This is a genomic window from Desulfitobacterium chlororespirans DSM 11544, from assembly GCF_900143285.1.
In the GTDB taxonomy this organism is placed as follows: domain Bacteria; phylum Bacillota; class Desulfitobacteriia; order Desulfitobacteriales; family Desulfitobacteriaceae; genus Desulfitobacterium; species Desulfitobacterium chlororespirans.
The window spans coordinates 39,586-66,221 of record NZ_FRDN01000018.1; the positions used below are offsets into that span (position 1 = coordinate 39,586).

The following is a 26,636-nucleotide window of genomic DNA, read 5'->3' on the forward strand; positions in this document are numbered from 1 at the left end:
TTATGAATGGAGAAAAGGGGGAAAGGGAATGAAAAAAAGGGATTATAGATTAAGTAAAGTCATTCCGGCAGTTCTTATGGTTACCTTATTGCTCAGTGGCTGCATCACTCAAAATCAAAAAGATCAAGTGGAGGCAACAAAGCCGGAACAAGGAACCATCTATTATGTACAGACTTCACCGGCTAATATGCTGCAGCAATTAAACACCGGAGAGATAGACGCCTTTGTCGCCTGGGAGCCCAATAATGCTCAGGCTGTCAGGGAAGGCACCGGACGCTACCTTATGCAGTCAGGTGAAATTGCTTCAGAACATCCTTGCTGTATTTTAGCGTTGGCAGGAACTGAAGGAGACGAGGATTTGGCATTGGCTCTGGCTTGGGCGAATGTAAAATCCATCAAATTTATCAATGATAGCAATAACCAGGAAAAAATGCTTCACTATGCTATGGATTTTACAGGGAGAGACAAAGAATCCGTAGGGGAAGCCTTGACCTATACGAAATATGTGAGCTTTCCGGATCGGGAGCGGTTAGCGGATTTCCTGGGAGCCATGCGCCAAAACGGAACCTTGGTCAAGGAACCTGCGACATTGGGATATGAAAGCGATACGGCTTTTTTTCAGGGATTTATGAATAAGGAATACATGGATAAAGTCAACGCTGAACTGGAGAAGGATCCCTCCTGGACACCCCCGTCAATCAACGGAAGACAGATTACTTTAGGCTATATTAATCAGGATCTTCACCATCTTCCGATGTTTATCGCCGTTCAAGAAGGTTATTATGAGGCGGTAGGTCTGGTTGTCGGGCAGAATCTTCAGCTTAAGGGGTATGCCAACGGTGTTGCTGTCATGGAAGCCTTCAAAGTGAAGGAATTGAATGCATCCTATCTCGGCGTGGCTCCAGCCGTTCTCAAACAGATCAATGATGGAATCGCCCTCCAGGGGATTGCCGGTGCCAATGATGAAGGCTCGGCCATCGTCGTGGCTAAGGATTCAGATATCCGGTCTATTAGTGATTTAAAGGATAAAACGGTAGCTATTCCAGGGCTGGGGACGGTTCAGAGTTATATCCTGGATTTGGCGGCCCGGAACAATGGGATGAAGCTCCAGGCAAAGTAAAAACAAGTTTAGAGAAAAGTTAAAGGAGAGGGCAGGATGAGTCGGCTTACCGCGGATCAGAACCTAAAGAAGATGGAAACAAGGAAAATCCGGAAAAGCCGGCCGGACGGTTACAAAATGAAAGTACCTCCCTGGGAAGGGATTGCAGCGGGGCTTTTGGGTCTGTTTATCTGGCAGTTTTTAGCCAGTTTAGGGTTTATCTCCTCACCCTATATCCTGGGTCAGAAGTTTGTAGGTTTGGCTCTGGAAGGAGATCCCCTTTATAATTTGACCCTATTCCAAATGCTGGGTGCCAGTCTTTTCACACTTCTGGCAGGAGCAGGGTCAGCCTTTATCATTGCCATCCCTTTAGGAATTTTGTTGGGATATTTTCGGGGCATGAGCCGCTTTCTGAATGTGTATATCAGTTTGTGCCGTCCGATTCCTCCGATGGCCTGGATTCCGGTAGGGTATATCCTATTTGCCGGGATGCCCCAGCCCACCCTCTGGGTACAGGTGATGGTTGTCTTCGTAGGGGCTTTTTTCCCTTGCTTTACGGCTACAGTCCACGCGGTCCAAAGCGTGGACCCCATCCTTATCGAGGCCGCCCATACCTTAGGAGCCAGACACAAGAGACAGATTCTGGGCAAAGTCCTTCTGCCTTCAGTGGTCCCGGCACTTGTTTCCGGTATCCGGAGCGGGCTGGGGGTAGGCTGGATGTGTATTGTGGGGGCAGAATTTGTGGGCGGACGTATGGGGATCGGCGCTTATATCTGGTCGGTCTATACTATCGGGGGAAGGATGAACGAGATTGTGATCGCCATCCTTTGTGTGGGGATCGTTGGCTTTATGATGAATGAAGGAATAAGCTTGATTGGGCGGAGGATAGCACGTTGGCACTCGTGGTAGAGAATGTAAGCAAAGAAATAGATGGAAAGAGCGTCCTGGAAGGGATCTCTTTTAAGCTTCAGGAAGGAGATTTTGCCTGCCTGACCGGTCCCAGCGGCTGCGGCAAAACCACCCTCCTGCGGCTTGCAGCGGGCCTTATTCAGCCTTCATCCGGGCGGATCTGCTTAGATGGGAGCAGGGCGGGGGATAAGCATGACAGTGGGTATGTCTTCCAGGAAGGGGCGCTCTTTCCCTGGCTCACGGCAGCACAGAACGTGGCATTCGGTCTGAAGCTCAGGGGAGTACCCCTTGAGGAAACAAAGCAGCGTGTTCAGGATGCTCTGGAAATGGTGGAACTCCAGGGATTTGAAAATTATTATCCTAAGGAACTTTCCGGGGGAATGCGCATGCGGGCTGCGTTGGCCAGGGTCCTGGTTTACCAGCCTAAGCTTATTCTTATGGATGAGCCTTTTGCGGCCTTGGATTTCCGAACCCGGAATAAGCTGCAAAGTGATATGGTTGACCTATGGCAGCGCTTGAAACCCACGATCCTGATGGTGACTCACAATATTGATGAGGCAGTCTACCTTGCCAATAAGATTATCGTTCTTTCCGGTGGACCGGGGAAGGTTATGGAAGAAATCGAGGTAACCATGGAACGGCCCCGGGACCGTACTGAAAGAACCTTTGGTGTGATTCGCAAGCGAGTTTTATCGCTGTTGGGCGAGTAAGCCCATCATATTCCGGGCAGATTGAGAGGTGCTAATACCCCGAACAAGTGGAGGTAGTTAGAGATGGAAAAGGATACAGTACAGGTTAAGCTTCTTGAGCTTATTCATAAATTAGTGGATGAGGGTACCTTTGTGGAGTTGCATGAGAGTATGGCGGAAACCAATGTTCTGACCGGGTTGGGGAAGGTGAATGGCCGGCGGGTGTATGCCTTTGCCCAAAATTTTGAGATCAGGGGAGGGTCCATTGATTCGGCTCATGCCGATAAAATCATTGCTGCCATGGAGATGGCCTTAAATGAAGGCGCTCCCATCGTTGGTTTTTATCATTCCGTCGGAGCCAGAATCCACGATGGTATCCTGGCCTTGGATGCCGTCGGAAAGTTATTCAATTATCATGTGAAATTATCAGGAAAAGTTCCTCAGATTTCGGTGATTATGGGTTCCTGTGCCGGGGGAGCGGCTTATTGTCCGGCATTGACAGACTTTATAGTTATGATTGAAGAAAAATCCCAACTTTTTGTCACGGGCCCTAAAGTTGTACAGGCTATTACCGGCGAGAGAGCAACTGGGGAGGAATTAGGGGGAACAAGGATCCATGGAAAAGTGAGCGGGATTAGCCACTTTGAAGCCCCGGATGAGGAGTCTGCCCTTAAAGAGGTGCGCCGGCTGCTTTCTTACTTGCCTCAGAATCATCGTGAAAAATCTCCGCGGATGGTATCGGGCATTTCGGCAAAATACTCAGAGCCGAAAAATTTTGTGCCTGCGGAAGCCAACAAACCCTATGATATCCTTAAGCTCATCGAGAAAATCGTGGATAATGAATCGTTTATCGAGATTCAGAAACAGTACGCCAAAAATGCCATTATCGGCTTGGGGAGATTCAATGGTATCGCCTGCGGAGTGATTGCCAATCAGCCGAAATACCTTGCCGGAGCACTGGATGTGGATGCCTCCGGAAAAGTCGCTTCCTTTATCCGGCTTTGTTCTAATTTTAATCTTCCCATTATACTCCTTGAAGATACGGTGGGTTTTATGCCGGGAGTCCGGCAAGAGTCCAGTGGGCTGCTCCGATACGGAGCAGATATTGTCAAGGCTTTTGTAGAAGCTTCAGTACCCAAAATCACGGTGATGATCAGAAAGGCATTTGGAGGAGCCTATATCGCTCTTAATTCGAAAGCTATTGGAGCAACCCGGGTCTATGCCTGGACGAACGTAGAGATCGGCGTGATGGGCATCGGGGCTGCGGTGAATCTGTTGAAGAAGGATTCGGCTTCATCGGAGTCTCTGGAGAGGAACTTGAGCCGCGGCATGGAAGGGAATCTGGAGCTGGCTCTTGCGCATGGCGTGATCGACGAGGTTATAGAGCCCTATGAGACCCGGCAGAAGCTGATTGAAGCTCTCGAAGAGTTTCGGAAAAGGGAACAGCTTGCTGTTTAAAGAATATGAAAAAATCCGGAGTTATTGATGCTCCGGATTTTGCTTTTAATTAGGGTGGTTTATTTCTCTCCATATTGTTAATAGTCGCATAGAACAGACCGTAGAACAAATCAGTTCAGTTCTGAGGCTAAGCAACATATAGTCGGCATCATGAATGAAAATGGCCGGACTATGGGTTCGGCCATTTTCTGTACTCTGGTATAGGCAATTATAGAAAATCCGAAGGATTGTTCTTGAGCATTGGCTTAATATGGGGCTATAATAGGTTCTATCAGACTTAATAGCTATGAAATAACTAAGCAGAAGGTATCAAAGAGAGGCAGTTATGATGGGGACAAGCATGAGCAGAATTAATAAAGCCGGTTTAAGAGATTTAAACCTTCGGAACTTCGCGGCGGGCATTGTATCGGCATTGCTTGCTGTAACCGGTCCGCCGGCCATCATACTTGAAGCGGCCGCTAATGGTAACTTTACAACGTCCCAGACCATACTCTGGATGTTTTCCTGTTATGTGGTCGGGGGGATTTACAGTATTCTCATCCCCTGGTATTATAAAATGCCCATAGTAGGTGCCCACTCCATTACCGGAGTGGCTTTTCTAGCCACGGTCACCGCCCATTTTTCTTATTCAGAGATGATCGGCGCCTATATCATCTCGGCTCTTTTAATGTTAGCCGTTGGCGTGTTTGGAATCTTTTCTAAGCTTCTTGAGTATGTACCGAAGGAAATTATAGCAGTCATGCTGGCCGGCATGATTACACGGTATATGGTGAACTTTGTTAACTCGATGACGGAGCTTCCTCTAATCGGGGGAGTGGCTCTTGCTGTCTTTTTGATTTTCAGCAAATGGAAAACCAAGATTCCTCCTATGGTCGCAGGCATTGTAATGGGGACTGTGCTTCTATTCCTGACTCAGCCTTTGGAAGGTGCAGCTTTGGGTTCTTCGCCGGTTATGCCTGCTCTTCAGATTCCCACCTTTAATCCACTAAGCTTTTTATCCATATCAATTCCTTTGGCCTTACTCATTCTCAGCAATGATGCTGCCGTAGGCTTAGGCGCTTTAGAGCAAAACGACTATCGCCCCCCTATTAATAAGATTATTTCCTTGAGCGGCATTTTCTCGGTTGTTACCAGCTTTTTTGGCGGACAATCGGCCAATGTAGCCGGTATGATGTCGGCTATCTGCGCTGATCCTGAAGCAGGCCCCAAGGAAAAGCGCTACATGGGGGCAGTGGTCTCAGGAGTTATTATCCTCTTCTTCGGCCTTTTTGCCTGGAAGCTGGTGCCGTTGATTCAAGTATTGCCCAAATCTTTCACTTCTCTGCTGGTGGGCTTTGCTCTGCTGGGGGTGTTTGGGAATAGCTTATCCACCGGATTTTCAAACCCGAGAATGAAACTAAGTGCTGCTCTGACTTTTGTTATCGCCTTGTCCAATATCACCCTGTTGAATATCAGTGCCCCCATTTGGTCCCTTCTCATTGGGACTTTAGTCGCAAGGTTCATAGAGGAATAATTTGAAATTTGAAGCATTCACGAGGATTGAGCAAAAAATTGGCTAAAATTTTTTTAATTATGTGAACGAAGAAGGAGTTTCAAAGAGTTATGTAGAAAATTTATGAAAATAAAAGTTCTTTATCATGGAAATAGTCGAAGTATTTGTCAGAATAGAAGTAGGTGATTGCCATAGACATACCTTTAATTGTATTGATATTTCAGGGGATTCCTGAAGAAATTGGGATCGTTACTTTAGCCTATGCTATAGCGGGGATTCCGTTCAGGTGGAAAGAACTTATACCAATGGGCACTGTTTTAGCTTTAACAGCTTACTTCTTGAGGCTGTGTAACTTACCTTTTGGGACTCATACAATTGTTCTTGTGGTCTTAGTGTTTCTTTTCTTAACCTTGAGGAGTAAAAAGGATGTAAGTGTTTCATTATTTGCTTCCTTAGTGAGCTACATGTTTTTGATTGTGTTTGAATTCATATCTATTAATCTGTTCATAGTTGTCTTAAATATTCCCGTTGAAGCTATGTTTGCTGATTCCATTGGTAGAATATTGTTTACTGAACCACAGGTTATTTTGCTATTTATCACTGCATTTTTGATTAGGCGAAAGAAGATGGCACATGATTAGCCTTAACAAAATGAGTAATAACCTAACAAACATAATCACTAAGGATTTAGACTATAACGAAGATAAGAAAGAGATTATTGCTTACTCTATTGAGACATCACTACTCGCCGTAATAGGGACTCTTTTATTAGTTCTTTTTGCATTTATTGCAAATGCCTTGAAACCTGCACTTATCGCGGCACTGTTTGGGGTTGCGTTACGTAAGGTTTCTGGAGGTGCTCATTTTAATACACCTACAAAATGTTTGATTTTTGGGGCGATTGTATATACCCTTCTTGGGTTTTTGGCTCAAACCTTAATAAAATACCAATTGAACTACGATTATTTGGTTTGGATAAGTTTAGCTAGTTCTTTTTTGATAGTTATTATTCTTGCACCGGTTGATAGTGATAGTAAACCTATACATTCTAAAAGACTAAGAAATAATTTAAAAATGCTGTCTATTGTTTTGATAATCGTAGCTTTAATAATTTACAAAGTATCACCGGAACCATTGTTAATTGTCAGCATGTGTCTTGGGGTACTTTATCAATCCCTTACTTTGCTGCCTGTATTCAATCGCCGAGGAGGTGGATAAGGTGAAAAAAACTATCTTCACAGCTCTCGCGACATCACTAATGATACTTGCTAGTGCTTCTTCAGTATTTGCTTGTGGTTGGTACGCCTATCAGCCCAAGACACCGAAATCATTACAAAAATAATGTAGTTCCACTTAAGAAGCTGGGTTTATAACCCGGCTTTCTTAAGAATGGGAGGGAAAGATGAAGAAAGTTTTTCTAAAAAAGTCAATTATTCAATCGACCTTATTCAGCATAACAATTAGCATATTTATGATAACCATGGTATTGATGTTGTTTTTTGGAAAGACCTTTTGGGAAAAAGAGTCTGTTAAACTGGAATATGACTTATTGACTATTGCTCTTGATGTAAAGCAGACTATCGATTCAAACCTGCATTTGATTCCTTCCTGCCAAGATGATGTAAATATTCTGCCTAGAACCCAGCAAATGGTGAAACTTGACAAAGTGGTAAAACCTTTGTTGCAGGAGAAACGCCCCTACTCCGTGGCTTATTATGATTTGGAGTTTGGTTGGATGGTTTCTGAGGGAAAGCAAATAGAGTCTGTAGAGACGATTCTGGTGGATCTTCATGGTGCTTCAGAAATAAAGGTTCTCAATTACGATTATATAACTTTGGTAAGCGTTCCGGTACAACTGGAAAAAGGCTTAAAGGGGTATGTGTGGGCTTACGCCACAAAATCCGAATTTGAACTTGGTCCTTTTACGGGGTATAGCATCTCTTTTAGCTTGTTGTTTTTGTCCATAGGGATTATTATCATCCTCATTCAAAAGTTTATGAAGGAGATCCAACATCAGTTGGAAGAATTCTCGGAATCCATCGTTCATCCTGAAACCAATCTGTCGTGGAACTCCCATGGGCTGCCTGAACTTGAGCCAGTTTTAGACAAGATTAAGGGGTATACTCAAGAGCTGAGTGCTATTAATGAAGAGCTTGGGGCTTCACAGCGGCGATTTACACAAATCATGGAGGGGATCTCCGATGGTTTATTTTCTATAGATAGAGAGTGGCGGCTTCTTTTTTACAATGATGTAGCGAAGAAGTATTTTGATAAGCCTGATGAAGAATTGAAAATGAAAAATATACTCGAAATTTTCCCGAGTTTTTCTAATACAGTAACTTATCAATATATTGCGGAAGTTTTCATTACTGCTGAACCTGCCTATTTCGAAGCAGATGGAATGATGACCTCGGAAAGAATTTTCCATACCAGCATCTATCCCTTTGAAGAAGGAATTACGGTCTTCTTTAGGGATATAACAGAACAAAGGCAACAGCAGCATGAAATGGCGCGACTGGAAAGGCTTAACCTGGTTGGCCAAATGGCCGCCGGAATCAGCCATGAAATAAGAAATCCTCTCACCACCGTTAAGGGCTTCCTACAATTGCGCGGCATTAAGGTTACGGATCCTGATGAAAAAGAGTACAACGATCTAATGATTTCGGAAATTGATCGTGCCAATACTATTATTTCCGAGTTTTTATCTTTGGCAAAAGACAATATGGGCAGCACTCAGGAACAGGATATCAATCAGATTATCTATAGAATTTTCCCGATGATTCAGGCTGATGCCAATAACGGCAATAAAGATCTCATATTGAATTTAAATCCGTTACCCAGCTTATGGCTTAATGAAAATGAAATACGCCAACTGCTCTTGAACTTTGTCCGCAATGCCCTGGAGGTTACTCCACAGGGTGGGTGTGTCATTATACAGACTTACGAGGATAAAAATAATGTGGTCTTGGCTGTCAAAGATCAAGGGTGCGGTATTCCCGAGGAGATTCGAGATAAGATTGGGACGCCGTTTTTCACAACCAAAGAGAGCGGAACAGGTTTGGGAATTGCGATCTCCATGGGCATAGCTCATCGTCACAATGCTGAACTGACGTTTGATACAGGGGATCAGGGAACTACCTTTAAAGTCATATTTAAAAGAAGGAATGTCCTCGGCAAAAAAGATGAAGGTGAATTAAGTTGACAGAATAATGGCTGTTTGGTTAAACTGGAATAAATTTATCGCGAAATAACGTGTTTTTATGGAGGAGCAAGAAATGTACACCATGCAACAGCCACTGCCAGCAGAGTATCTTAGCCTTAGCGAGGAAGAGATGGATCGGCGGATACGAAAGGTGAAAGAAGATCTGGGTTCCCGGCTGCTGATATTGGGCCATCATTATCAACGGGACGAGGTTGTCCGCTATGCCGATTACCGGGGGGACTCCTTGAGGCTCTCTCAATTGGCGGCTCAGGCCGAAGCGGAGTACATCGTTTTCTGCGGTGTCCACTTTATGGCGGAAACGGCTGATATCCTGACAGTTCCGGAGCAGAAGGTGATTTTGCCTGATCTGGGAGCAGGGTGTCCGATGGCTGATATGGCAGATATCGAAGATGTTGAGCGGTGCTGGGAACAGCTCGTCGCTCAGTATGATGAAGAGTTCATTCCAGTGACCTACGTCAATTCCTCGGCAGAGGTTAAAGCTTTTTGCGGACGCCATGGAGGCCTGACTTGCACCTCCTCCAATGCCATGAAAATCCTCAAAACTCTGTTTAGCCAGGGCAAGCGCATCCTTTTCCTGCCTGATGAGCATCTTGGGCGCAATTCAGCGATGCATCTGGGCCTGGAGGAGAAAGACATGTTCTTATGGCATCGGGAGGAATGGGAGATGGAGCTGCCGGAGGCTGCACCGAAGATTATCCTTTGGGATGGCTATTGCGGAGTTCATCAGAGATTCACGCCGGCCCATGTGGATTATGTCCGGGTAAAATATCCCGGTGTTACGGTGATTGTTCACCCGGAGTGCAGCCATGCTGTGGTGGAAAAGGCGGATTTGGACGGTTCCACCGATTTTATTATCCGCCAAATCACAGGTGCTCCGGAAGGAAGCATTTGGGCTGTGGGAACGGAGATTAATCTTGTCAGCCGACTAGCTAAGGAAAATCCGGATAAAAAGATAGTCAGTCTTAATGAGAATACTTGTCTCTGTGTGATGATGAGCCGCATCAGTCAACCTCACTTGCTTTGGACTCTGGAGAACCTGGCCCAGGGTAATGTGGTGAATCAGATCACCGTGAAGCCCGAGATCGCCAAAGAGGCCATTGTGGCACTGGATAGAATGCTGGAAATGAGTAAATAGATAAGATTCCTCTATGGAGTAAGGGAAGAGCTTTCGGGCTCTTTCTTTTTATGTAGAATATTCATAATATTTGGTTAAATTCTTTACTTCTTTTTTCTATCCCTCTATAATGTATACACAAGAGACAGAAAATAAGGAGGATAAAATGAGTAGAGTTATTCATGCCATCACGACACCCGTTATTCCGCAATGGGATCGTGAACTCCTATTTAAAATCTTGGACAACATTCATGATGTGGTTCTCGTTATTGACGCGGATACCACGATTGTGTATGCCAATGAAGCCTATGTCAAAAGCCTGGGAGTCCCTGTGACAAAGGTTTTGGGCCGAAGGCTCGATAGGATCGAGCCCAATTCATCTACTATTAATTGTTTAAAGACGGGGATGCCCAGCCAAGGCAGGGAATATGTGGAATCCTTGAACTTTGAAGTAGTAAGTAATACCTTTCCGCTTTATCATGATGAGCGCATTGTCGGTGCGGTATCCATTTTTAGAAACATCACAGGGGCGGCTGGGCTGAGCCAAGAACTTATTAGTGATATGGATCATGTGCGGAGGGAAAATCCTTATAACATGAAGGAAATCACCTCTCGTCTGGAAAAGGAATTGATTATCTCAGCTTTGGGCAATTACAACAATAACCGTACCCAGGCCATGAAGGCTTTAGGGATTTCGCGGCGGGCTTTTTATGATAAACTGCGGAAATATGGAATTGAAGACCGGGATAAAGAAATGAGTTAGTCATTCCAGAAAGCTCAGGTGAGGAGGTTGGATTATGAGGCTGGAAGATATTAAAAAGATGGGTGTGGTCGGGGCCGGAAATATGGGACACCAGATTGCTTTAAGCTGTGCTCTGGCCGGTTATCAAGTGATCTGTACGGATATCAGCCAGGCTATGTTGGATAAGGCGGAAGCCTTTGCTCAGTCGTATCTGCCGGAACGGGTGGCTAAAGGGAAGATGACTCAAGGGGAATGGGGCAGGAAAGCCGGTAAGGGATTCTATACTTACGGAGGGGCGTCCCATGAGTAAAGCTTCCGTTTCCTTGGTCAAGGTTTCTGAGGTGTATGAATCTCTTGGCCAGGCTCTCGATCTGTGCGACGGATTGGCCGGGCTGCAGGTCGATGACAAAATTTTGCTGAAACCCAATATTGTCAGTTGGGATTTTGACTATCCGTTTCCACCTTATGGGGTCGTGACCACCAGCACTGTAATGCAAGCTCTGGTTCAGATCCTTGTGGAAAGAGGATTTAAAAATCTAATCATCGGTGAGGGCTCTCTTCCGGGGACAAAGCCTCAGGGAGACGCCATCTATGAGGCTTTGGGGTATGGTAAACTCCGGGATAGGTATGGGGTCAGACTGGTTGATTTCAATGCGGAGCCTTTTATCACCACTGATTATGGAGACGGTTTTAAGCTGGATATCGCTCAAGAAGCTTTGGCAGTGGACAAAATTATCAATATTCCCGTTTTGAAAACCCATAACCAAGCCAAGGTATCTCTGGGAATCAAAAACCTTAAGGGGTGCCTGAGCCGCCGTTCTAAGCAATTCTGTCACGGTCTGGATCAGGAAGAATTGAATCTGACCTTTCCCCGCATCATTGAGAAGCTTCCAGTGGCTTTGACTATTATCGACGGTCTTTACACCCTTGAAAAAGGACCGGGACCTACTGGAAAGGCGTATCCCAAAGGGCTCTTGCTGGCCTCCAGGGATCCCTTGGCCTGCGATCTGGTCGGGGCGGTTGTGCTGGGTTATGGGGCCCAAGAGGTACCCCATCTGGCCTTTTATGCTGAGAAGCATGGCTATAGCCTGGAGCTGTCGGACTATGAGGTTAAAGGTGAGAGTATTGAAGGGTACCAGGGGCGTATCGACTATGATTTTGAGTGGAGTGAGGATAATACCGGGCCGGCCGGTTTTGAAAAGCGGGGCATAACCGGCTTGGCTATACGGAAGTATGACAGCAGCTTATGTACAGGATGTTCCGTGCAGTTTAATCCCATGCTGATTCTTCTTGCCTCAGCTTATAAGGGAGAGCCTTTCAATCGCATCGAATTGGTCAGCGGTAAACAGCAATTGGCCTCGGCGGATTTTAATACCACTATCCTCTTTGGTAAATGTGCTTGCCATTTGAACAAAAATAACCCCAATATCAACCAAGCTATTACCTTATGGGGCTGTCCGCCTGATCTGGAGAAGATGGTGGAGGAACTGGGAAAAGAGGGCATTCAGTGTGATTTTAATGAATATGTCCGTTTCCGCAATTATCTTTTTGACCGGTATAAGGGCAAGGAGGGCTATAATCCGGAGGATTGGACTATAGAATAAAAAGATAAGGGCCTAGGCCCGGGAGGGGTAAGACAATGGATGTAAAAACTGCCATGCTGGAGAGGCACAGTATCCGTAAATTCAAGCCGGACCCTGTGCCTGAGGAGATGCTGAGAGAATTGCTGGAGGCCGCCCGTTTGGCGCCTTCAGGAACCAATCAGCAGCCTTGGCGCTTTATCGTGGTCAAAAATCAGGAGGTTAAGGAGAAGATCCAGGGAGCTGCTTTTGATAAGAAGTTCTTGAGCGAAGCTCCGGTGCTTTTGGTATGCTGTGCCGATCTTTCAACCTATGCCACCAATACCCGCAGAAGGCTTCAGGAGTTAGTGGATGCGGGAGTGTTCAGGGAAGAAGAGGTTGCCAACTATCCTAATGCGGATAAGCCGATGGACGCTGAGACGTTGCAGGGGTATAAGCCCCATGCCATGCTGAATGTGGCCATTGCCACTGAGCACATTGCCCTGCGTGCCGTGTCTCTGGGTTTAGGTACCTGCTGGGTACAATTGATGAAGGCCAGAGAGATCAGCAAGATTCTGGATTTGCCGGAACATCTCATTGTGACTGTGCTGATGCCGGTGGGTTTTCCGGATCAAAGCCCCGGTATGCGGCCCCGGCTGAAGCTTGAGGAGATTATCTATAAGGTTATTGAATAGAAGGATGAGTCCCTTTCGGTACCGAATGGATGACATAAATATTGTATACATCTCAAAAACCTGTTGAAATAACCGCATGTTCTGTGTTACTTTTAATGCAGAAATTTTATAAATGAAGAGCAAAGGCGCTCATAAGGAATGTACAAGGGTACATTTCTTAGGGCGCTTTTTTTATTTGCTGTATTTGAAAGGGGAAAAGGGCAATGAAGATCTTCGGAATGAATGTGTTTAACGACAGCGTGATGCGGGAAAGACTTCCTAAAAACATCTACAAATCTTTAAAAAACACCATTGACAATGGGCTGCCTCTGGAGCCCAGCGTTGCTGAAGTCGTGGCCAGTGCTATGAAAGATTGGGCTATTGAAAAGGGGGCGACCCACTATACCCACTGGTTCCAACCCTTGACAGGCTTAACTGCTGAAAAACATGACTCTTTTATTGCTCCGACCAACGATGGACGGGTGATCATGGAGTTTTCCGGGAAGGAACTCATTAAGGGCGAGCCGGATGCCTCTTCTTTTCCCAATGGCGGAATTCGTTCTACTTTTGAAGCCCGTGGTTATACAGCCTGGGATTGTACATCACCGGCCTTCTTAAGGGAAGAAGGAACCAATATCGTGCTGTGCATTCCCACTGCTTTCTGTGCTTATACCGGTGAAGCTTTGGACAATAAAACCCCTCTGCTCCGTTCTATGGAGGCCTTATCCAAGCAAGCGGTGCGGATTCTCAGACTTTTTGGTGATGAGGAAACCACCCGTATCTCCAGCACTGTAGGACCTGAGCAAGAGTACTTCCTGATCGACAAAGCCTATTACGAAAACAGAATGGACCTGGTTCTTACAGGCCGCACCCTTTTTGGAGCGAAGCCTCCTAAGGGTCAGGAAATGGAAGATCAATACTTTGGCAGCATCAATGAGCGGGTATCGGCGTTCATGCATGATGTGAATGTGGAGGCCTGGAAGCTGGGCATCGCTGCCAAGACTCAGCATAAGGAAGTGGCTCCCGGTCAGTATGAAATCGCGCCTATTTTCAGCGTGACCAATGTGGCGACGGATCACAATCAATTGATCATGGATATCTTAAAGAAGGTGGCCAACCGCCATGGCTTAGTGTGTCTTCTTCATGAAAAGCCCTTCGCCGGTGTCAATGGCTCCGGTAAGCATAATAACTGGGCCTTGGGAACCAATTCCGGGAAGAATCTCTTGGATCCGGGACGCACACCCCATGAAAACGCTCAATTCCTCACCTTCCTTTGCGCTGTGCTGAAGGCCGTGGATGAGCACGCGGATTTGCTGCGGGCTTCTGCTGCCAATCCGGGCAATGACCATCGCTTGGGTGCCAATGAAGCGCCGCCGGCTATTATCTCTGTCTTCTTAGGGGACCAGCTAAGCGATATTTTAGCTCAATTGCAAAATGGCGGCCTGACTCATTCTATAGCAGAAAGCCGCATGAATATCGGTGCCTCCACTTTACCTGTTTTGAGGAAAGATTCCACCGATCGGAACCGGACTTCACCCTTCGCCTTTACCGGCAATAAATTCGAATTCCGGATGGTTCCTTCTTCGCTCTCCATTGCCGGTCCCAATATTGTTCTGAATTCCATTGTGGCGGAAGCTCTTTGTCAAATGGCGGATCGCTTGGAGCAGGCGGAGGACTTCAATGCCGATTTGCAGAAACTTCTCAAAGAGATTGCAGTGAAGCATTCCCGCATCGTTTTCGATGGCAATAACTACTCGGATGAATGGGTGGAAGAAGCGGAGCGCCGGGGACTGCCCAATATTCGCTCCACTGTGGATGCTACCCCGGCCTGGGTCACGGAAAAGGCAGTGGCCCTCTTTGAAAAACATGGTGTTCTCAGTGGAACGGAGCTTCATTCCCGTTATGAAATTCTCCTTGAGCAGTACAACAAAATCATCAATATTGAAGGGCAAACGATGCTCACTATGGTCAAACGTCAAATTATGCCCGCCGGGTTGAAAATGATTCAAAATCTGGCGGCCGGGATTGCGGCGGTGAAAGCGGTTTCCAGTGCACCTGTCTCTGTCCAGGAAGATCTTTTGAACCAGGTCTCTTCTATAGTGGTGGCAGTGAATGAAAGCCTTCGGGATCTGGAAGAGAAGATCAATAAAGCTCTGGCTATGGGTGAGGTCTTTGAACAGGGGGTGTTTTATCGGGATGAGGTATTCACCGCTATGAATACTCTCCGGGGGGCTGTGGATCAATTGGAGGAGCTGGTGGATAAGGAATACTGGCCTTTGCCCAGCTATGCAGACATGTTGTTTAAACTGTAAGCTGTAAGGTTTGGTTCAGGTATAAATACTTCTGATTTTATTGGGAAGAAGAGGAAAGGCCACCGATACGTCTTTGCGGATTGTATTGGTGGCCTTCTTTTCGATTGCGAAGTGAGCAAAGCCGCTTTTAAGAAATGAATGGTGGTTCAAATCATGCACTGGTGCACAATTTGAACTCTCTTCCCCGTGGGGTCTTGTCTCATCCCTGATTTTGGGCGGTGTTACTATCCCAATCGTAGATAAGGCCGCAGATAAGTGATGTTAATGGGGATACCAGAACCAGTCCGATACAGCCGACAAAGGTGTGCAATATTTCTGCTGCAATGGGCTTTGAATTAAGGATGTTCATAAGTGGTGTGCCTTGAGCCATAAAGACCATCATCACTGTGATGTAGCTTCCCATATAGGCCAGCAGCAGAGTAGTAGTTTGGCCGCCGACTACAGATTTTCCGATGTTAAGTCCCGATTTCATAAGGGCCGTCTTGGTTACATGGGGATTATTATGGATAATCTCTTCCAGAGCCGATGAAATGTCGATTGCTAAATCGAGTACGGCACCTGAACAGGCAAGATAAATTCCTCCTTGAAAAACTAAAGTTAAATCAAGATCCATGAATCCGGCATACAGCAGTGATTCGGCTCCTTCCATTACCGCGCCGTGGATATTAAATAGACTGCCAAAGAGAATGGCCAGAAGGCAGGTTGCAATGGAACAAGTAACAGCACTGATAATAGAGGCATAGGCTTTTCTGGTGAATCCTGCCACCGAGAGCAGGGTGACAACGGTCAGCACATTTCCCACAAGGAGGGCAACTATGAGTGGATTATAGCCGTAAAGCATTGCCGGTATCAAAATCTTCCAGATACTTAATAGTGTAAAAGTAAAGGAAAGCAAGGTGCGAACTCCGGTAAATCCAGAAAATATGATGATAACTACGGCGAAGGTTCCGATTAAAAGGATCTCCTTATCGATACGATAGTGATCGATCATATTGGCAAAGTTGATCTTGTTATCTTCATCAAATCCAAGCAGAACCCAGGCCTTGTCTCCTGCTTGAAATATTTTGTCCACGGAGAGACTGCCGGTAAGCATATTATTGGCCTGAACCTGTTCTCCTTTGTGGGAGCCGGTTTCTATTTCAATTAAGGCGCTTTGATCACCTATGTTATAAATCCCGGAACTATGTACCCCTATATTATTGACAGAAATGACTTTGGCTCGAACCCCTTCGGTAAAGTGGTATTCTTGTTTCTGAAATCCCGTAGGCAATAAGGTGAGAATCGCTATCGCTATTAAAATGACAATAGTAAAAACCAATTCTTTTCTGTTAATATTCTGAAGCATCTTCTTTAAGTCGCGCTCCTTTCCTTTGCGCCCAAATTGGCAATGGATTGACGATCCGGGAATGAAAAAGGAGCATCGCAGACTATGTTAAAAAGTAGCTTTGCGACACTCCTTTATTTAGATATCTATTGAAGTTACGACTAGTTAATATTTGTAGCCTTGACTAATTTGTCATACACAGCGGTATTTTCATAGGCACCATTAAACAACTCGGCACCAGCACCTGTTGCATAGACTGGAACCGGTACGCCTGTGTGGGAATAGGAGGTCCAGCCGATACCTGCTTTGTTATTAAGAATATGAGTTAAGGTTACGGAAAGTGGATTATAACCGCCGTATAATAGATCATTTTCTTCGCTGTCGGTAGGTTTGTCTTTCATGGTTTCCATAAAGGCCTTTTTCAGCTTAGCTACTTCCCGATCAGATAGCTCTAAAGTCATATAGCTGGGCTCACCGGGGCGGCTTATATCATTTTTGGTTTTGTTAACAAGACCGAAGCTTTCAGTGATAACCGGCATAACGTCGTCAAATTTTAGGGACGGATTGTCTGCTTTCATCTTATTGATTAAAGCGTCAAAGGCTACATAAGATATCTTTTGGCTTTCTAAAATATGAAAAGCTGTATCATAACCGGTTGTTGCCTGACCGATGGTCATGCCGCCTGTTTCATGGTCGCCGGTAACGATGATCAGGGTCTCTTCAGGGTGCTTGGCAGCAAAGTCGATGGCGACTTGGATAGCTTCTTCAAAGGCGATCACATCACCAATATTGGCTTTGGCATCATTAGCATGACCTGCCCAGTCAATCTTGCCTGATTCGGCCATCATGAAGAATCCTTTGTCGTTGTCAAGAACATCAATGCCTTTTTTTACGAAATCAGCCAGAGTTAAATCGCCATCTTTATTATCTATGGCATAGGGCATAGCGCCGCTGTCCTGAGTAACCGGAGTCACTGCATAGGCTTTTCCTGATTGGCTGTTAAGGGCCAGGATATCTTCTTTTGTCTTAGCTATTTTATAGCCCTTTTCTTTCATGACGTCATAAGCATCTTTTTGATCTTTGTCTTTTCCTGTAGGCTGGCTGATGGTTCCGCCGCCAAAGAAATCGAAGCCGGAATCTGCCATTTGCAGAGCGATGTCATAATAGTCGTTTCGGGAAGCGACATGAGCATAGTAAGCTGCCGGTGTGGCATGGTTGATGGTTACGGTGGAAATGATGCCTATCTTCATTCCTTTTTCGGCCTTAAGTCTTTCGGCAATGGTTTTGGGAATCGTACCTTCCACATTTTCCGGTTTGTTTCCGGATTTACTTCCCACTGGTTTTAGGCCAATGGTTCCGCTCCAGGTCTTAAATCCTGAGGAAAGGGAAGTTGCTGTGGATGCAGAGTCCGGTGCAAAGGATGTGGCGTCCTGAGTGGTTTGATAGCCAACGGCCTCAAAACCCTGGAAGTTCATTTTGTCTAAAGCCATTTGATTATGCTTATTGGTTCCGCCGTAAATTTGAGCTGAGTTCACTTGTACGGCTGCCATGCCATCCCCGATGAACATAAAGATATACTTGGGGGTCTTTCCTGTTACTTCGGCTTTGGCTGTTGCGGCAGGTTGCGCTGCCACTACTGATGCCGGCCTGCTATTAAGTACGGCACCTGTGGCCAGAGATAAGGCCATGACCAGACAGAGGGATGATGCCAGGAATCGCTTGGACATTTTGAAATTCTTAAACATAACTTACCTCCCAAACTTATTGTAGTACATCTATAAGTATAGGGCCGTTATGTTAAAGGAAAATCGTGGAAAGGTAAAATCTGCATAAAATTTGCTGTTCTCGAGTTTTAGGGTTAGTGCAAATGGTGCAGCGCTGCAACATTTGAGCGAATTGCTGCTTGGAGTAAGATATGATTGACATGTCAATACATTAAGTTTATACTTTTGATTGAACAATGGCTCAATCGTTCAATCTGGAGGTGAATAGTTTATGTGCGCCTATACCGCTGATTTTGACAGATGTGATTGTAATACAATCCACGAGGATGTGGTTGCAGATGTCAGGGAGCATATGCCTGATGAAGATAACCTGATCGATCTTGCGGATTTATTCAAGGTGTTTGGCGATTCGACACGGGTGAAAATTCTCTGCGCTTTATTCCGTGCCGAGATGTGTGTTTGCGATATTGCCGTGCTTTTGGGCATGACCAAATCCTCAATCTCACATCAACTTAGAGTGCTGAAACAGTCAAAGCTGGTCAACTACCGTAAATCCGGGAAAGTTGTTTACTACTCCCTTGCGGACGATCACGTTAAGACCATCTTTGATCAGGGGCTCCTTCATATTTGCGAAAAGTAAATGGGCTGAGAGTAGCATTGCTGAGCATTATATCTATGGTAACTGGGTTTGGGTTTGTTTGCCTTGATGGTTGAATGATAAAGCAACTGTTCAATTAATTGAATTATGAAAGAGGAATGAACTATGGAAGCGGCAATTAAAAAAGAGTTTATTCTGGAAGGGCTTTGCTGCGGTAATTGCGCTGCTAAAATCGAAAGGGATGTGGCCAGGCTGGAGGGCATGGCATCCGCCGCCGTTGATTTCGTAGCGAAAACCCTCACTATGGAGATAGGGGACGATACGAAAACCAACAGCCTGATCGCTCAGGCGGATGCTATTGTCAAGAGACATGATCCTGAAATCGTCATGAACGAAAAGGAAATCTCCCAGCCGGGACGAAAGACACTTTTTTTGTTAGGGCTGTGCTGCGGGGATTGTGCCCAGAGGATTGAGGCACAGGTCAACCGTATTGAAGGGGTCAGGACAGCCACTTTGGATTTTGTTGGGCAGAAACTGACCATTGAGGCAGTTGACAGGAAAAACCTGCCCGCCATCGTGCGCCAGGCGTCCCAAATCGCCCTGGACATTGAACCCGCCATTCAGATAGCTTATACAGATAAAAAGCCCGCTGAAGCTGACAGTGTGGCACACTCGAAAAGATGGATGCACCGTCTCAGGCTCGGCATGGGAGCGGCGCTGTTTGTCATGGGCGCTGTATTTGATTTCGCACAGCCGGTTGGCTTCAGTGTGTTTCTGATCAGCTATCTTCTGGTGGGCGGCGAGGTCGTGCTTCGGGCACTGAAAAACATAGCAAAGGGTCAGGTATTTGATGAGAACTTTTTGATGAGTGTGGCCACCATCGGCGCTTTCATCATTGGCGAATATCCGGAGGGCGTGGCGGTCATGCTTTTTTATCAGGTGGGCGAAGCCTTCCAGCGGCTGGCTGTCAACCGTTCCCGTAAATCTATCTCTGCCCTTATGGATATCCGGCCTGATTTCGCAAACCTGAAGGTAGGAAATGAAGTCCGCAAAGTTTCGCCGGAAGAAGTAGGCATCGGAGACTTTATCATTGTCAAACCTGGGGAAAAGATCCCTCTGGACGGCCGGATTATTGAAGGCTTCTCCGCTTTGGATACCTCAGCGCTCACCGGCGAATCCCTCCCTCGGGATGTGGAGCCCGGCAACGAGGTGCTGTCGGGATCCATCAACAAAAATGGTGTCTTGACTATTGAGGTTGCCAAGGAGTTCGGGGAATCGACGATCTCCAGAATTCTGGATCTGGTCCAGAATGCCAGCAGCAAAAAGGCACCAACCGAGAACTTTATCACAAAATTCGCCAGATATTATACCCCCATTGTCACTTTTGCCGCTCTGGCGCTGGCGGTGATCCCGCCCCTTATGATTCCGGGGGCCGTTTTCAGCGACTGGATTTACAGGGCCCTTGCCTTTCTGGTGGTGTCCTGCCCCTGCGCCTTGGTCATTTCCATTCCTCTCAGCTTTTTCGGCGGCATTGGGGGAGCGTCCAAAAACGGGATCCTGGTCAAGGGCAGCAATTATCTGGAGGCTCTTAATGCGGTTGATACCATTGTCTTTGATAAGACCGGAACGCTGACCAAGGGTATTTTCAAGGTGACTTCTGTGGTGGGAATGAATAACTGGTCGGAGCAGGAGCTGCTGGCTTATGCTGCCCATGCGGAAAGCTTCTCCAATCACCCCATTGCCCTATCCATTCAAAAGGCGTACGGCCAGGAAGTTGATGGGCAAAGACTTACGGAGCAGGAAGAGATTCCTGGAATGGGCATCCGTGTGAGGATTGACGGTAAATCCGTGCTGGCCGGAAACGGTAAACTGATGGAGTCGGAGCAGGTGGATTGGAAACCTGTAAGGGCTTTGGGCAGCGTTGTGTATTTAGCGGTCAATGGCAGTTTCGCGGGCTATATTGTAATTTCTGATGAACTGAAGCCGGACAGCAAAAAGGCTATTCAAGAGTTGAAGAGGCTGGGCGTGAGCCAGACCGCGATGCTTACCGGGGACAGCAAGGTTGTGGGAGAAGCGATTGCCCGCGAAATCGGGCTGGATACCGTTTATTCGGAACTTCTTCCTCATCAGAAGGTTGAAAAGCTGGAGGAGCTGGACAAAAACAGAAAAGGCAAAGGCAAGCTGGTCTTTGTTGGTGATGGGATCAACGATGCCCCCGTACTGGCCAGAGCCGATATCGGGATCGCTATGGGCGCACTGGGTTCCGATGCCGCCATCGAGGCCGCTGATGTAGTGCTGATGACCGATGAACCCTCCAAAATCGTTGCCGCTATTCGGGTGGCCCGCAAGACCCGTTCCATTGTCTGGCAGAATATTATCTTTGCCATGGGGGTCAAGGTTATCGTCCTGATTCTGGCAGCTGGGGGCATTGCGACCATGTGGGAAGCTGTTTTTGGTGACGTAGGCGTGACGGTGATTGCCATCTTGAACGCGATGCGAGCAATGAAGACAATCTAAGTTCTTATTTTTAAAACAGAGGAGCAGGAAACATGATATCTTTGATTTTGGTCAGCTTAGGTTTATTATTTGGAATTGCTTTGATTGCCACAGGTATATATTACTTGATTCAAGAAAAAGACGAGAAAGATTCCGTAAAAATCTATGGTACATGTATCGCAGTCGGTGTAGTGATAACAATTGGCATAGTAATTAAGCTTATATTGGCCGGTTTTTAAAAGATATAAAGGATATAAAACGGCAGGCGAAACAACTGGGAGCGATGAAAGACATTGCTGCCAGTTGTTTTATATAATTAATCAAATACTGCTGAGGCATGACCGGATCAAGGAAAGGAGCTGGAAAAGCTTCAGTGCAGGGTAGGTAAATAAAATTAATTTAAGATACTATCTTGAAGTAAGAGAGTGGATTTGATATTCTATATATGAACAGATATTCATATGTGTAAATGAACAGTTAAAAGGAATTATTATATGAAGAAGCATTAAGCAAGGTTTGGAGGGAAAGAGAATGCCTGACAGCAGTCGTAGTCAATCACAAGAACGGGTGAAATATTGCATTGAAGGCGAGTTTTGTGCCAATTGTTCAGCTAAAATGGAAAGGGCATTAAGTGCAACGGAGGGAATCGGGGAGACGAGCATCAATTATGCCATGAAAACGGTTTTCTTACCCCCTGGGACGATGGGCCGGGCTCAAGCCATCATTGAGAAAATTGAACCCGGTGTTAAGCTTGTGGCAGTGAAAGAGAAGGGAGCTGTGAACGCTCCGGAAAAGGTTCAATATCGGATTGAAGGGGAGTTTTGCCCTAACTGCTCGGCTAAAATGGAGCAGGCGCTATGTGCAACAGAAGGTATAGGGGAGACGAGTATCAACTATGCCATGAAAACAGTTTTACTGCCGCCGGGGATGATGAGCAAAGCTCAGGAAATCATCGAGAGAATAGAACCAGGGGTAAAACTTATGCCCGTGGAGAAAAAGGCCGTAAAGAACAGTGTTCATGATGCGGAAGAGGAAGCAAAGGAAACGAAACAAAAGCTATTAAAAATTTTCATTGCGGGTATTTTTCTGATCATTGGGCTGATTTTTGGCTCGCGTTGGCATAATACCTCCCTGGAGGTCCTTGAATACCTTGTTTTTCTATTGGCTTATGGTTTGGTCGGGTATGAAGTCTTGGCCAAAGCGTTCCGAAATATTATGCGCGGTTCGGTTTTCGATGAAAATTTTCTGATGAGTATCGCCACCCTGGGGGCCATTGCCATTCATGAACTTCCGGAGGCGGTAGGGGTTATGCTCTTCTACGCTGTGGGAGAATACTTTGAAGATCGGGCAGTCAACCGCTCAAGGCGTTCCATCCAAGCGGTGCTTAATATTCGTCCGGATTATGCCAATCTGGTCAATGGATTAGAGACGAAAAAGGTGGATCCGGATGATGTTCATATAGGGCAGCTGATTCTGATTCGCCCCGGGGAGAAGGTTCCATTGGATGGAGAAATTGTTCATGGGTCTTCTTATGTGGATACATCGGCTTTGACGGGTGAATCCGTCCCGCGGTCAGTCAAAGTCGGGGATTCGGTTCTGGCAGGAATCATCAATACCTCAGGGGTGCTCACCGTTCGTGTGACCCGGGAGTTTGCCGATTCTTCAGTTCAGAAGATCCTTGATCTGGTGGAGAACGCCAGCGCCCGGAAGGCCAAAACAGAAAAGTTCATCACGACCTTTGCCCGGTACTACACACCGGCCGTGGTGGTCATAGCATTAGGGATTGCCTTGATTCCGCCTCTCTTTATGGGAGGGGATTTCCGGGAATGGCTCTATCGGGCCATGACGATTCTCGTTATCTCCTGCCCCTGTGCTTTGGTGATTTCCGTACCTCTCGGTTATTTTGGAGGAATCGGCGGAGCTTCCCGTCATGGGATTCTGGTTAAAGGGGCCAACTATTTAGAAGCTTTGACCTCAGTAAAAACAGTGATCTTCGATAAGACGGGAACTTTAACCCAAGGGGTATTTGAAGTCAATAAAATAGAAACAAGCAAGCATTACACGGAAGCGCAGCTGCTGGAAATTGCTGCTGCAGCTGAAGTTCATTCCAGCCATCCCATTGCCAAATCCATTCGGGATAAATGGGGTAAAGAGATTGATTCTGTTTCGCTCACTCATTATGAAGAAATCAGCGGCAAGGGAATTCGCTCAGAATTCAAAGGTAAAGTGGTATTAGTGGGTAAAAGGGACCTCCTGCTTGAGAACTCCATAGCCGTTCCTGAGCTGGAAATGAGTGAAGTGGGGACTCAAGTCTATATTGGGGTGGATGGCGAATACGCAGGAGTTCTGATGATTTCCGACCGGTCCAAAGAAGGGGCTAAAGAAGTGGTGGCTCAGTTGAACCAGGCGGGGATTACCACAGTTATGCTCACCGGGGATCAGCGCAGCGTTGCCGAAGCTGTGGCTGAACAGTTGGGAATCCGGGAGTATCATGGCGATTTGCTGCCGGAAGATAAGGTCACCTGGCTTGAGCGTTACCAACAGAAGCTTAAGGGGAAAGGAAAGGTTGTCTTTGTTGGGGATGGGATTAATGATGCGCCGGTCTTAAGCCGGGCCGATATTGGAGTAGCGATGGGTGGTTTGGGCTCTGATGCCGCTATCGAAGCGGCAGATGTGGTTCTGATGGAAGACCGGCCGGGTAAATTGGTCAGCGCAATGGATATCGCACAGTTTACTAAAAAGGTGATCTGGCAGAACATTGGCTTCGCATTGATTATCAAACTTGGTTTTATTGGGCTGGGCATGTTTGGGGTGGCCAACATGTGGGAAGCTGTTTTCGCTGATGTGGGAGTGGCTTTGCTGGCGATTTTAAATGCTACCCGTGTCAGGCGTTATACCCGCCCTGAAAAACCTGCCGCTCTTCCGAGCCTTTGAGCCCCCTTTACTTGTCATGCTGGAGATTTACTGATATAGTACTAATCAGCAAGGACTAGCATAATGGGGTGAATCTGACAATGACTTCCAATAAGTGTCATGAAAATAATGAAAACGTTTCATGTGAGGTAGTGTGTACCCACCCGGATGTGATTCGTGCTTATGCTGATCAGATGCTGAGCCTGGATCGGGCCACCAAATTGGCGGATTTATTCAAGACTCTGGGAGATCCTACCCGGGTACGGCTTATGGATGCCCTTGCCAAGACGGAAATTTGTGTTTGTGATCTTGCTGAACTTCTGGGTTTAAGTCAGTCTGCCACCTCCCATCAACTCAGGGTTTTGCGGAGCAGCAATCTTGTCAAGTACCGGCGGGAGGGGAAAATGGTCTATTATTCCCTTCATGATAATCATGTCCAGGAACTTTACCGTCAGGGATTAGAGCATATTGATGAATGAAATAGACAAAGGCGTACCTCTCTCATTAGTGGAGCGAGTACGCCTTTTTTGTTTGTCCGATAAAGGGAAGTGTATACTGCCTATAAAGCTATGGTTTTTATGGATTTGAAACAATTATTTTGCGGCAATAGCCTATCGTTGTTTTGGTTGTCCCCATGGCTTGATATTTGTATAATAAGTTAATAATAATTATCTGGGATTGAGGTGCGGTCGATGAAAGTTCCGTTAAGTTATCAAGCGACCGAATATGACTGCGGGCCAACAACGATGATGAATGCTATCAGCTCTTTTTGATCGGGAAGAAATACCACCCGATGTCATTAAATATATTATGTTTTATTGTCTGGATGTCTATAATGATAAGGGAGAGATCGGCAAAAAAGGGACCTCCGTCATGGCTATGATGTTTATCAGCAATTGGCTGTGTCAATTCGGCAAGGCTAAAGATTTCCCCATTGAAATCGCTTATCTGACTAAAGAAAATGTCTTTATCGGCCAGACAAGTAAAATCGTTATGGCGCTTCAGCAAGGAGGCGTTGTCTGTAGCGATGATTATCATGAATGAGCGAGTGCCTCACCGTATCGAACAAAGAGTTGCTTGAAAGGAGGATTTTATGAGCAGGAGAAAGCAGCTAAAAATCAAAAAGGCCGGCCTGGAGCATCTTGAACAGTACAATCAACTGCTGAGATATGTCTTTCAGGTAACTGACCGGCAATTACATCAAATTGGCTGGGAAGAGGATGAGATTATACGCGCCAAATCCCCTGTTTTGGAGCAGGCGGATGTGTGGGGATGGTTTGACGGGGACAAACTTATCTCTCAGGTAGCGGTTTATCCTTTACAGGTACGCATCTTCAATAAAACTTATAATATGGGAGGGCTTACCGGAGTCGGCACATACCCGGAGTATACCAATCAAGGACTCATGCATAAGTTGTTGTATCAGGCGCTGGAAAACATGAAAAAGCAGGGTCAGTCGATTTCCTTCCTGTATCCGTATTCCATCCCTTATTATCGCCGGAAAGGCTGGGAGATCATTTCCGATCGAATCATATATGAAATTCAGGATTATCAACTGCCTAAAAACAAGCAGGTGTCTGGTGAGATAGAACGCGTTCCAGTGGAAGACGAGCAGGTGAAAAAAACCTACGAGCGCTTCGCTCTTCAAACCCATGGCGCTATGCTGCGCAATGATCTTGCGTGGCGGGAATATTGGCTGTGGGATCCTGATGATATGATGGCGGCTGTATACTATAATGAGAGCGGACAGCCGGATGGTTATGTGCTTTACCGAATTGCAGATGAGGTTTTTCACATCAAGGATATGATCTTTATTAATGAGGAGGCCCGCAGCGGACTCTGGAATTTTATCAGCGCACATTTTTCTATGATCGCAAAGGTCGTAGGCCATACGTACACGGACGAACCTCTGGCGTTTTTGCTGGAGGACGCGGATATCAAGGAAACGATCTCTCCTTATTTCATGGCACGGATCGTGGATTTAGAGCAATTTATTGCCCAATACCCCTTTAAGCCGGACACGACGGAACGAGAATGGACATTTATGTTGGATGATCCGCTGCTTTCGTGGAATCAAGGTGTTTTTACACTGCGTATCACTGCGGCAGGCCAAGGTGAAGTCATTCGTGCGTCGGAGAAAAGCAACGATAAAATTGATATTCAGACCATGACGACTATGTTGTTAGGATATAAGCGGCCGGACTATCTGCACAAGATTGGGCGCATATCCTGCAGATCGAAAACTGTGGATATGCTTGAGGATGCTATTGAACAGCAGACACCGTATTTTTCGGATTATTTTTAAGACCC

General features: G+C 46.2%; 23 protein-coding genes and 1 pseudogene. 22 read left to right on the plus strand and 2 right to left on the minus strand.

Annotation, left to right across the window (positions count from 1 at the left end; translation table 11 throughout):
- The first annotated feature begins 28 nt into the window (after positions 1 to 28).
- From BUA14_RS23865 to BUA14_RS23935, 15 genes and pseudogenes are all read left to right on the plus strand, one after another.
- Positions 29 to 1,120 carry an ABC transporter substrate-binding protein gene (locus BUA14_RS23865; RefSeq protein ID WP_072774869.1) on the plus strand — a complete coding sequence of 364 codons (1,092 nt, stop codon included), beginning with the start codon at positions 29 to 31 and terminating at the stop codon, positions 1,118 to 1,120.
- A 36-nt stretch (positions 1,121 to 1,156) separates the two neighbouring features.
- On the plus strand, positions 1,157 to 2,008 hold the full coding sequence (locus BUA14_RS23870) for an ABC transporter permease (protein WP_072774870.1): 852 nt from the start codon (positions 1,157 to 1,159) through the stop codon (positions 2,006 to 2,008).
- Positions 2,002 to 2,718: an ABC transporter ATP-binding protein gene (locus tag BUA14_RS23875; RefSeq protein ID WP_242954754.1), complete on the plus strand. Its 717-nt coding sequence runs from the start codon at positions 2,002 to 2,004 to the stop codon at positions 2,716 to 2,718. Before BUA14_RS23870 ends, BUA14_RS23875 begins: the two co-directional genes overlap by 7 nt.
- A 63-nt stretch (positions 2,719 to 2,781) precedes the next feature.
- On the plus strand, positions 2,782 to 4,155 hold the full coding sequence (locus BUA14_RS23880) for an acyl-CoA carboxylase subunit beta (RefSeq protein ID WP_072774872.1): 1,374 nt from the start codon (positions 2,782 to 2,784) through the stop codon (positions 4,153 to 4,155).
- A 325-nt stretch (positions 4,156 to 4,480) separates the two neighbouring features.
- Positions 4,481 to 5,668, plus strand: coding sequence for a benzoate/H(+) symporter BenE family transporter (locus BUA14_RS23885; protein WP_072774873.1), 1,188 nt, complete (start codon positions 4,481 to 4,483; stop codon positions 5,666 to 5,668).
- A 191-nt stretch (positions 5,669 to 5,859) separates the two neighbouring features.
- Entirely contained in the window at positions 5,860 to 6,288 is a 429-nt protein-coding gene (locus tag BUA14_RS23890; RefSeq protein ID WP_072774911.1) for a hypothetical protein, read from the plus strand.
- Positions 6,281 to 6,865 carry an accessory gene regulator ArgB-like protein gene (locus BUA14_RS23895; protein ID WP_072774874.1) on the plus strand — a complete coding sequence of 195 codons (585 nt, stop codon included), beginning with the start codon at positions 6,281 to 6,283 and terminating at the stop codon, positions 6,863 to 6,865. The genes BUA14_RS23890 and BUA14_RS23895 overlap by 8 nt, the downstream gene beginning before the upstream one ends.
- A 1-nt stretch (position 6,866) precedes the next feature.
- Positions 6,867 to 6,989 carry a cyclic lactone autoinducer peptide gene (locus BUA14_RS23900; protein ID WP_072774875.1) on the plus strand — a complete coding sequence of 41 codons (123 nt, stop codon included), beginning with the start codon at positions 6,867 to 6,869 and terminating at the stop codon, positions 6,987 to 6,989.
- A gap of 60 nt (positions 6,990 to 7,049) precedes the next feature.
- A complete protein-coding gene (locus tag BUA14_RS23905; RefSeq protein WP_072774876.1) occupies positions 7,050 to 8,849 on the plus strand; it encodes a two-component system sensor histidine kinase NtrB in 1,800 nt (599 codons plus the stop codon).
- 73 nt (positions 8,850 to 8,922) lie between these two features.
- Positions 8,923 to 10,005: a quinolinate synthase NadA gene (gene nadA / locus BUA14_RS23910; protein ID WP_072774877.1), complete on the plus strand. Its 1,083-nt coding sequence runs from the start codon at positions 8,923 to 8,925 to the stop codon at positions 10,003 to 10,005.
- Between the two features lie 145 nt (positions 10,006 to 10,150).
- Positions 10,151 to 10,747 carry a helix-turn-helix domain-containing protein gene (locus tag BUA14_RS23915; protein ID WP_072774878.1) on the plus strand — a complete coding sequence of 199 codons (597 nt, stop codon included), beginning with the start codon at positions 10,151 to 10,153 and terminating at the stop codon, positions 10,745 to 10,747.
- 34 nt (positions 10,748 to 10,781) lie between these two features.
- Positions 10,782 to 10,973 (plus strand): annotated as a pseudogene (locus BUA14_RS23920) (3-hydroxyacyl-CoA dehydrogenase NAD-binding domain-containing protein); the annotation flags it as partial.
- Positions 10,974 to 11,028: 55 nt separating this feature from the next.
- Complete coding sequence (locus tag BUA14_RS23925) at positions 11,029 to 12,330, plus strand: DUF362 domain-containing protein (RefSeq protein ID WP_072774880.1); 1,302 nt, start codon at positions 11,029 to 11,031, stop codon at positions 12,328 to 12,330.
- A gap of 35 nt (positions 12,331 to 12,365) precedes the next feature.
- Entirely contained in the window at positions 12,366 to 12,980 is a 615-nt protein-coding gene (locus BUA14_RS23930) for a nitroreductase family protein (RefSeq protein ID WP_072774881.1), read from the plus strand.
- 203 nt (positions 12,981 to 13,183) lie between these two features.
- Entirely contained in the window at positions 13,184 to 15,271 is a 2,088-nt protein-coding gene (locus tag BUA14_RS23935) for a glutamine synthetase III family protein (RefSeq protein ID WP_011461804.1), read from the plus strand.
- Between the two features lie 199 nt (positions 15,272 to 15,470).
- On the opposite strand, the gene BUA14_RS23940 is transcribed toward BUA14_RS23935, so the two are convergent.
- Positions 15,471 to 16,616 carry a YibE/F family protein gene (locus BUA14_RS23940; RefSeq protein ID WP_072774882.1) on the minus strand — a complete coding sequence of 382 codons (1,146 nt, stop codon included), beginning with the start codon at positions 16,614 to 16,616 and terminating at the stop codon, positions 15,471 to 15,473.
- 140 nt (positions 16,617 to 16,756) lie between these two features.
- Positions 16,757 to 18,340, minus strand: coding sequence for an alkaline phosphatase (locus tag BUA14_RS23945; RefSeq protein ID WP_084078820.1), 1,584 nt, complete (start codon positions 18,338 to 18,340; stop codon positions 16,757 to 16,759).
- Positions 18,341 to 18,590: 250 nt separating this feature from the next.
- Here BUA14_RS23945 and BUA14_RS23950 point away from each other — a divergent pair, with 250 nt between their 5' ends.
- The 7 genes from BUA14_RS23950 to BUA14_RS23980 all read left to right on the plus strand — a co-directional run bounded on the left by BUA14_RS23950 (position 18,591) and on the right by BUA14_RS23980 (position 26,631).
- The gene (locus BUA14_RS23950) at positions 18,591 to 18,959 is read left to right on the plus strand and encodes an ArsR/SmtB family transcription factor (protein WP_005807902.1); all 369 of its coding nucleotides are present in this window, start codon (positions 18,591 to 18,593) and stop codon (positions 18,957 to 18,959) included.
- A gap of 123 nt (positions 18,960 to 19,082) precedes the next feature.
- Positions 19,083 to 21,434 carry a heavy metal translocating P-type ATPase gene (locus BUA14_RS23955; protein ID WP_072774883.1) on the plus strand — a complete coding sequence of 784 codons (2,352 nt, stop codon included), beginning with the start codon at positions 19,083 to 19,085 and terminating at the stop codon, positions 21,432 to 21,434.
- A 32-nt stretch (positions 21,435 to 21,466) separates the two neighbouring features.
- Positions 21,467 to 21,652 carry a hypothetical protein gene (locus tag BUA14_RS23960; RefSeq protein WP_072774884.1) on the plus strand — a complete coding sequence of 62 codons (186 nt, stop codon included), beginning with the start codon at positions 21,467 to 21,469 and terminating at the stop codon, positions 21,650 to 21,652.
- A gap of 292 nt (positions 21,653 to 21,944) precedes the next feature.
- Positions 21,945 to 24,347: a heavy metal translocating P-type ATPase gene (locus tag BUA14_RS23965; RefSeq protein WP_072774885.1), complete on the plus strand. Its 2,403-nt coding sequence runs from the start codon at positions 21,945 to 21,947 to the stop codon at positions 24,345 to 24,347.
- A gap of 80 nt (positions 24,348 to 24,427) precedes the next feature.
- Complete coding sequence (locus BUA14_RS23970) at positions 24,428 to 24,805, plus strand: ArsR/SmtB family transcription factor (RefSeq protein ID WP_072774886.1); 378 nt, start codon at positions 24,428 to 24,430, stop codon at positions 24,803 to 24,805.
- 274 nt (positions 24,806 to 25,079) lie between these two features.
- Positions 25,080 to 25,370, plus strand: coding sequence for a hypothetical protein (locus tag BUA14_RS23975; RefSeq protein ID WP_242954749.1), 291 nt, complete (start codon positions 25,080 to 25,082; stop codon positions 25,368 to 25,370).
- A gap of 49 nt (positions 25,371 to 25,419) precedes the next feature.
- Positions 25,420 to 26,631 (plus strand): GNAT family N-acetyltransferase, encoded by a 1,212-nt coding sequence (locus BUA14_RS23980; RefSeq protein ID WP_072774887.1) that lies wholly within the window; start codon positions 25,420 to 25,422, stop codon positions 26,629 to 26,631.
- Positions 26,632 to 26,636: the final 5 nt, after the last annotated feature.

Excerpts from the sequence above, each read along its gene's own strand:
- BUA14_RS23945 (WP_084078820.1), bottom strand. The coding sequence starts at position 18,340 with ATGTTTAAGAATTTCAAAATGTCCAAGCGATTCCTGGCATCATCCCTC.
- BUA14_RS23915 (WP_072774878.1), top strand. The coding sequence starts at position 10,151 with ATGAGTAGAGTTATTCATGCCATCACGACACCCGTTATTCCGCAATGG.
- BUA14_RS23955 (WP_072774883.1), top strand. The coding sequence starts at position 19,083 with ATGGAAGCGGCAATTAAAAAAGAGTTTATTCTGGAAGGGCTTTGCTGC.
- BUA14_RS23950 (WP_005807902.1), top strand. The coding sequence starts at position 18,591 with ATGTGCGCCTATACCGCTGATTTTGACAGATGTGATTGTAATACAATC.
- BUA14_RS23870 (WP_072774870.1), top strand. The coding sequence starts at position 1,157 with ATGAGTCGGCTTACCGCGGATCAGAACCTAAAGAAGATGGAAACAAGG.
- BUA14_RS23970 (WP_072774886.1), top strand. The coding sequence starts at position 24,428 with ATGACTTCCAATAAGTGTCATGAAAATAATGAAAACGTTTCATGTGAG.
- nadA (WP_072774877.1), top strand. The coding sequence starts at position 8,923 with ATGTACACCATGCAACAGCCACTGCCAGCAGAGTATCTTAGCCTTAGC.
- BUA14_RS23895 (WP_072774874.1), top strand. The coding sequence starts at position 6,281 with ATGATTAGCCTTAACAAAATGAGTAATAACCTAACAAACATAATCACT.
- BUA14_RS23880 (WP_072774872.1), top strand. The coding sequence starts at position 2,782 with ATGGAAAAGGATACAGTACAGGTTAAGCTTCTTGAGCTTATTCATAAA.
- BUA14_RS23930 (WP_072774881.1), top strand. The coding sequence starts at position 12,366 with ATGGATGTAAAAACTGCCATGCTGGAGAGGCACAGTATCCGTAAATTC.
- BUA14_RS23940 (WP_072774882.1), bottom strand. The coding sequence starts at position 16,616 with ATGCTTCAGAATATTAACAGAAAAGAATTGGTTTTTACTATTGTCATT.
- BUA14_RS23935 (WP_011461804.1), top strand. The coding sequence starts at position 13,184 with ATGAAGATCTTCGGAATGAATGTGTTTAACGACAGCGTGATGCGGGAA.
- BUA14_RS23905 (WP_072774876.1), top strand. The coding sequence starts at position 7,050 with ATGAAGAAAGTTTTTCTAAAAAAGTCAATTATTCAATCGACCTTATTC.
- BUA14_RS23865 (WP_072774869.1), top strand. The coding sequence starts at position 29 with ATGAAAAAAAGGGATTATAGATTAAGTAAAGTCATTCCGGCAGTTCTT.
- BUA14_RS23975 (WP_242954749.1), top strand. The coding sequence starts at position 25,080 with ATGCTATCAGCTCTTTTTGATCGGGAAGAAATACCACCCGATGTCATT.
- BUA14_RS23885 (WP_072774873.1), top strand. The coding sequence starts at position 4,481 with ATGATGGGGACAAGCATGAGCAGAATTAATAAAGCCGGTTTAAGAGAT.
- BUA14_RS23980 (WP_072774887.1), top strand. The coding sequence starts at position 25,420 with ATGAGCAGGAGAAAGCAGCTAAAAATCAAAAAGGCCGGCCTGGAGCAT.
- BUA14_RS23965 (WP_072774885.1), top strand. The coding sequence starts at position 21,945 with ATGCCTGACAGCAGTCGTAGTCAATCACAAGAACGGGTGAAATATTGC.
- BUA14_RS23960 (WP_072774884.1), top strand. The coding sequence starts at position 21,467 with ATGATATCTTTGATTTTGGTCAGCTTAGGTTTATTATTTGGAATTGCT.
- BUA14_RS23925 (WP_072774880.1), top strand. The coding sequence starts at position 11,029 with ATGAGTAAAGCTTCCGTTTCCTTGGTCAAGGTTTCTGAGGTGTATGAA.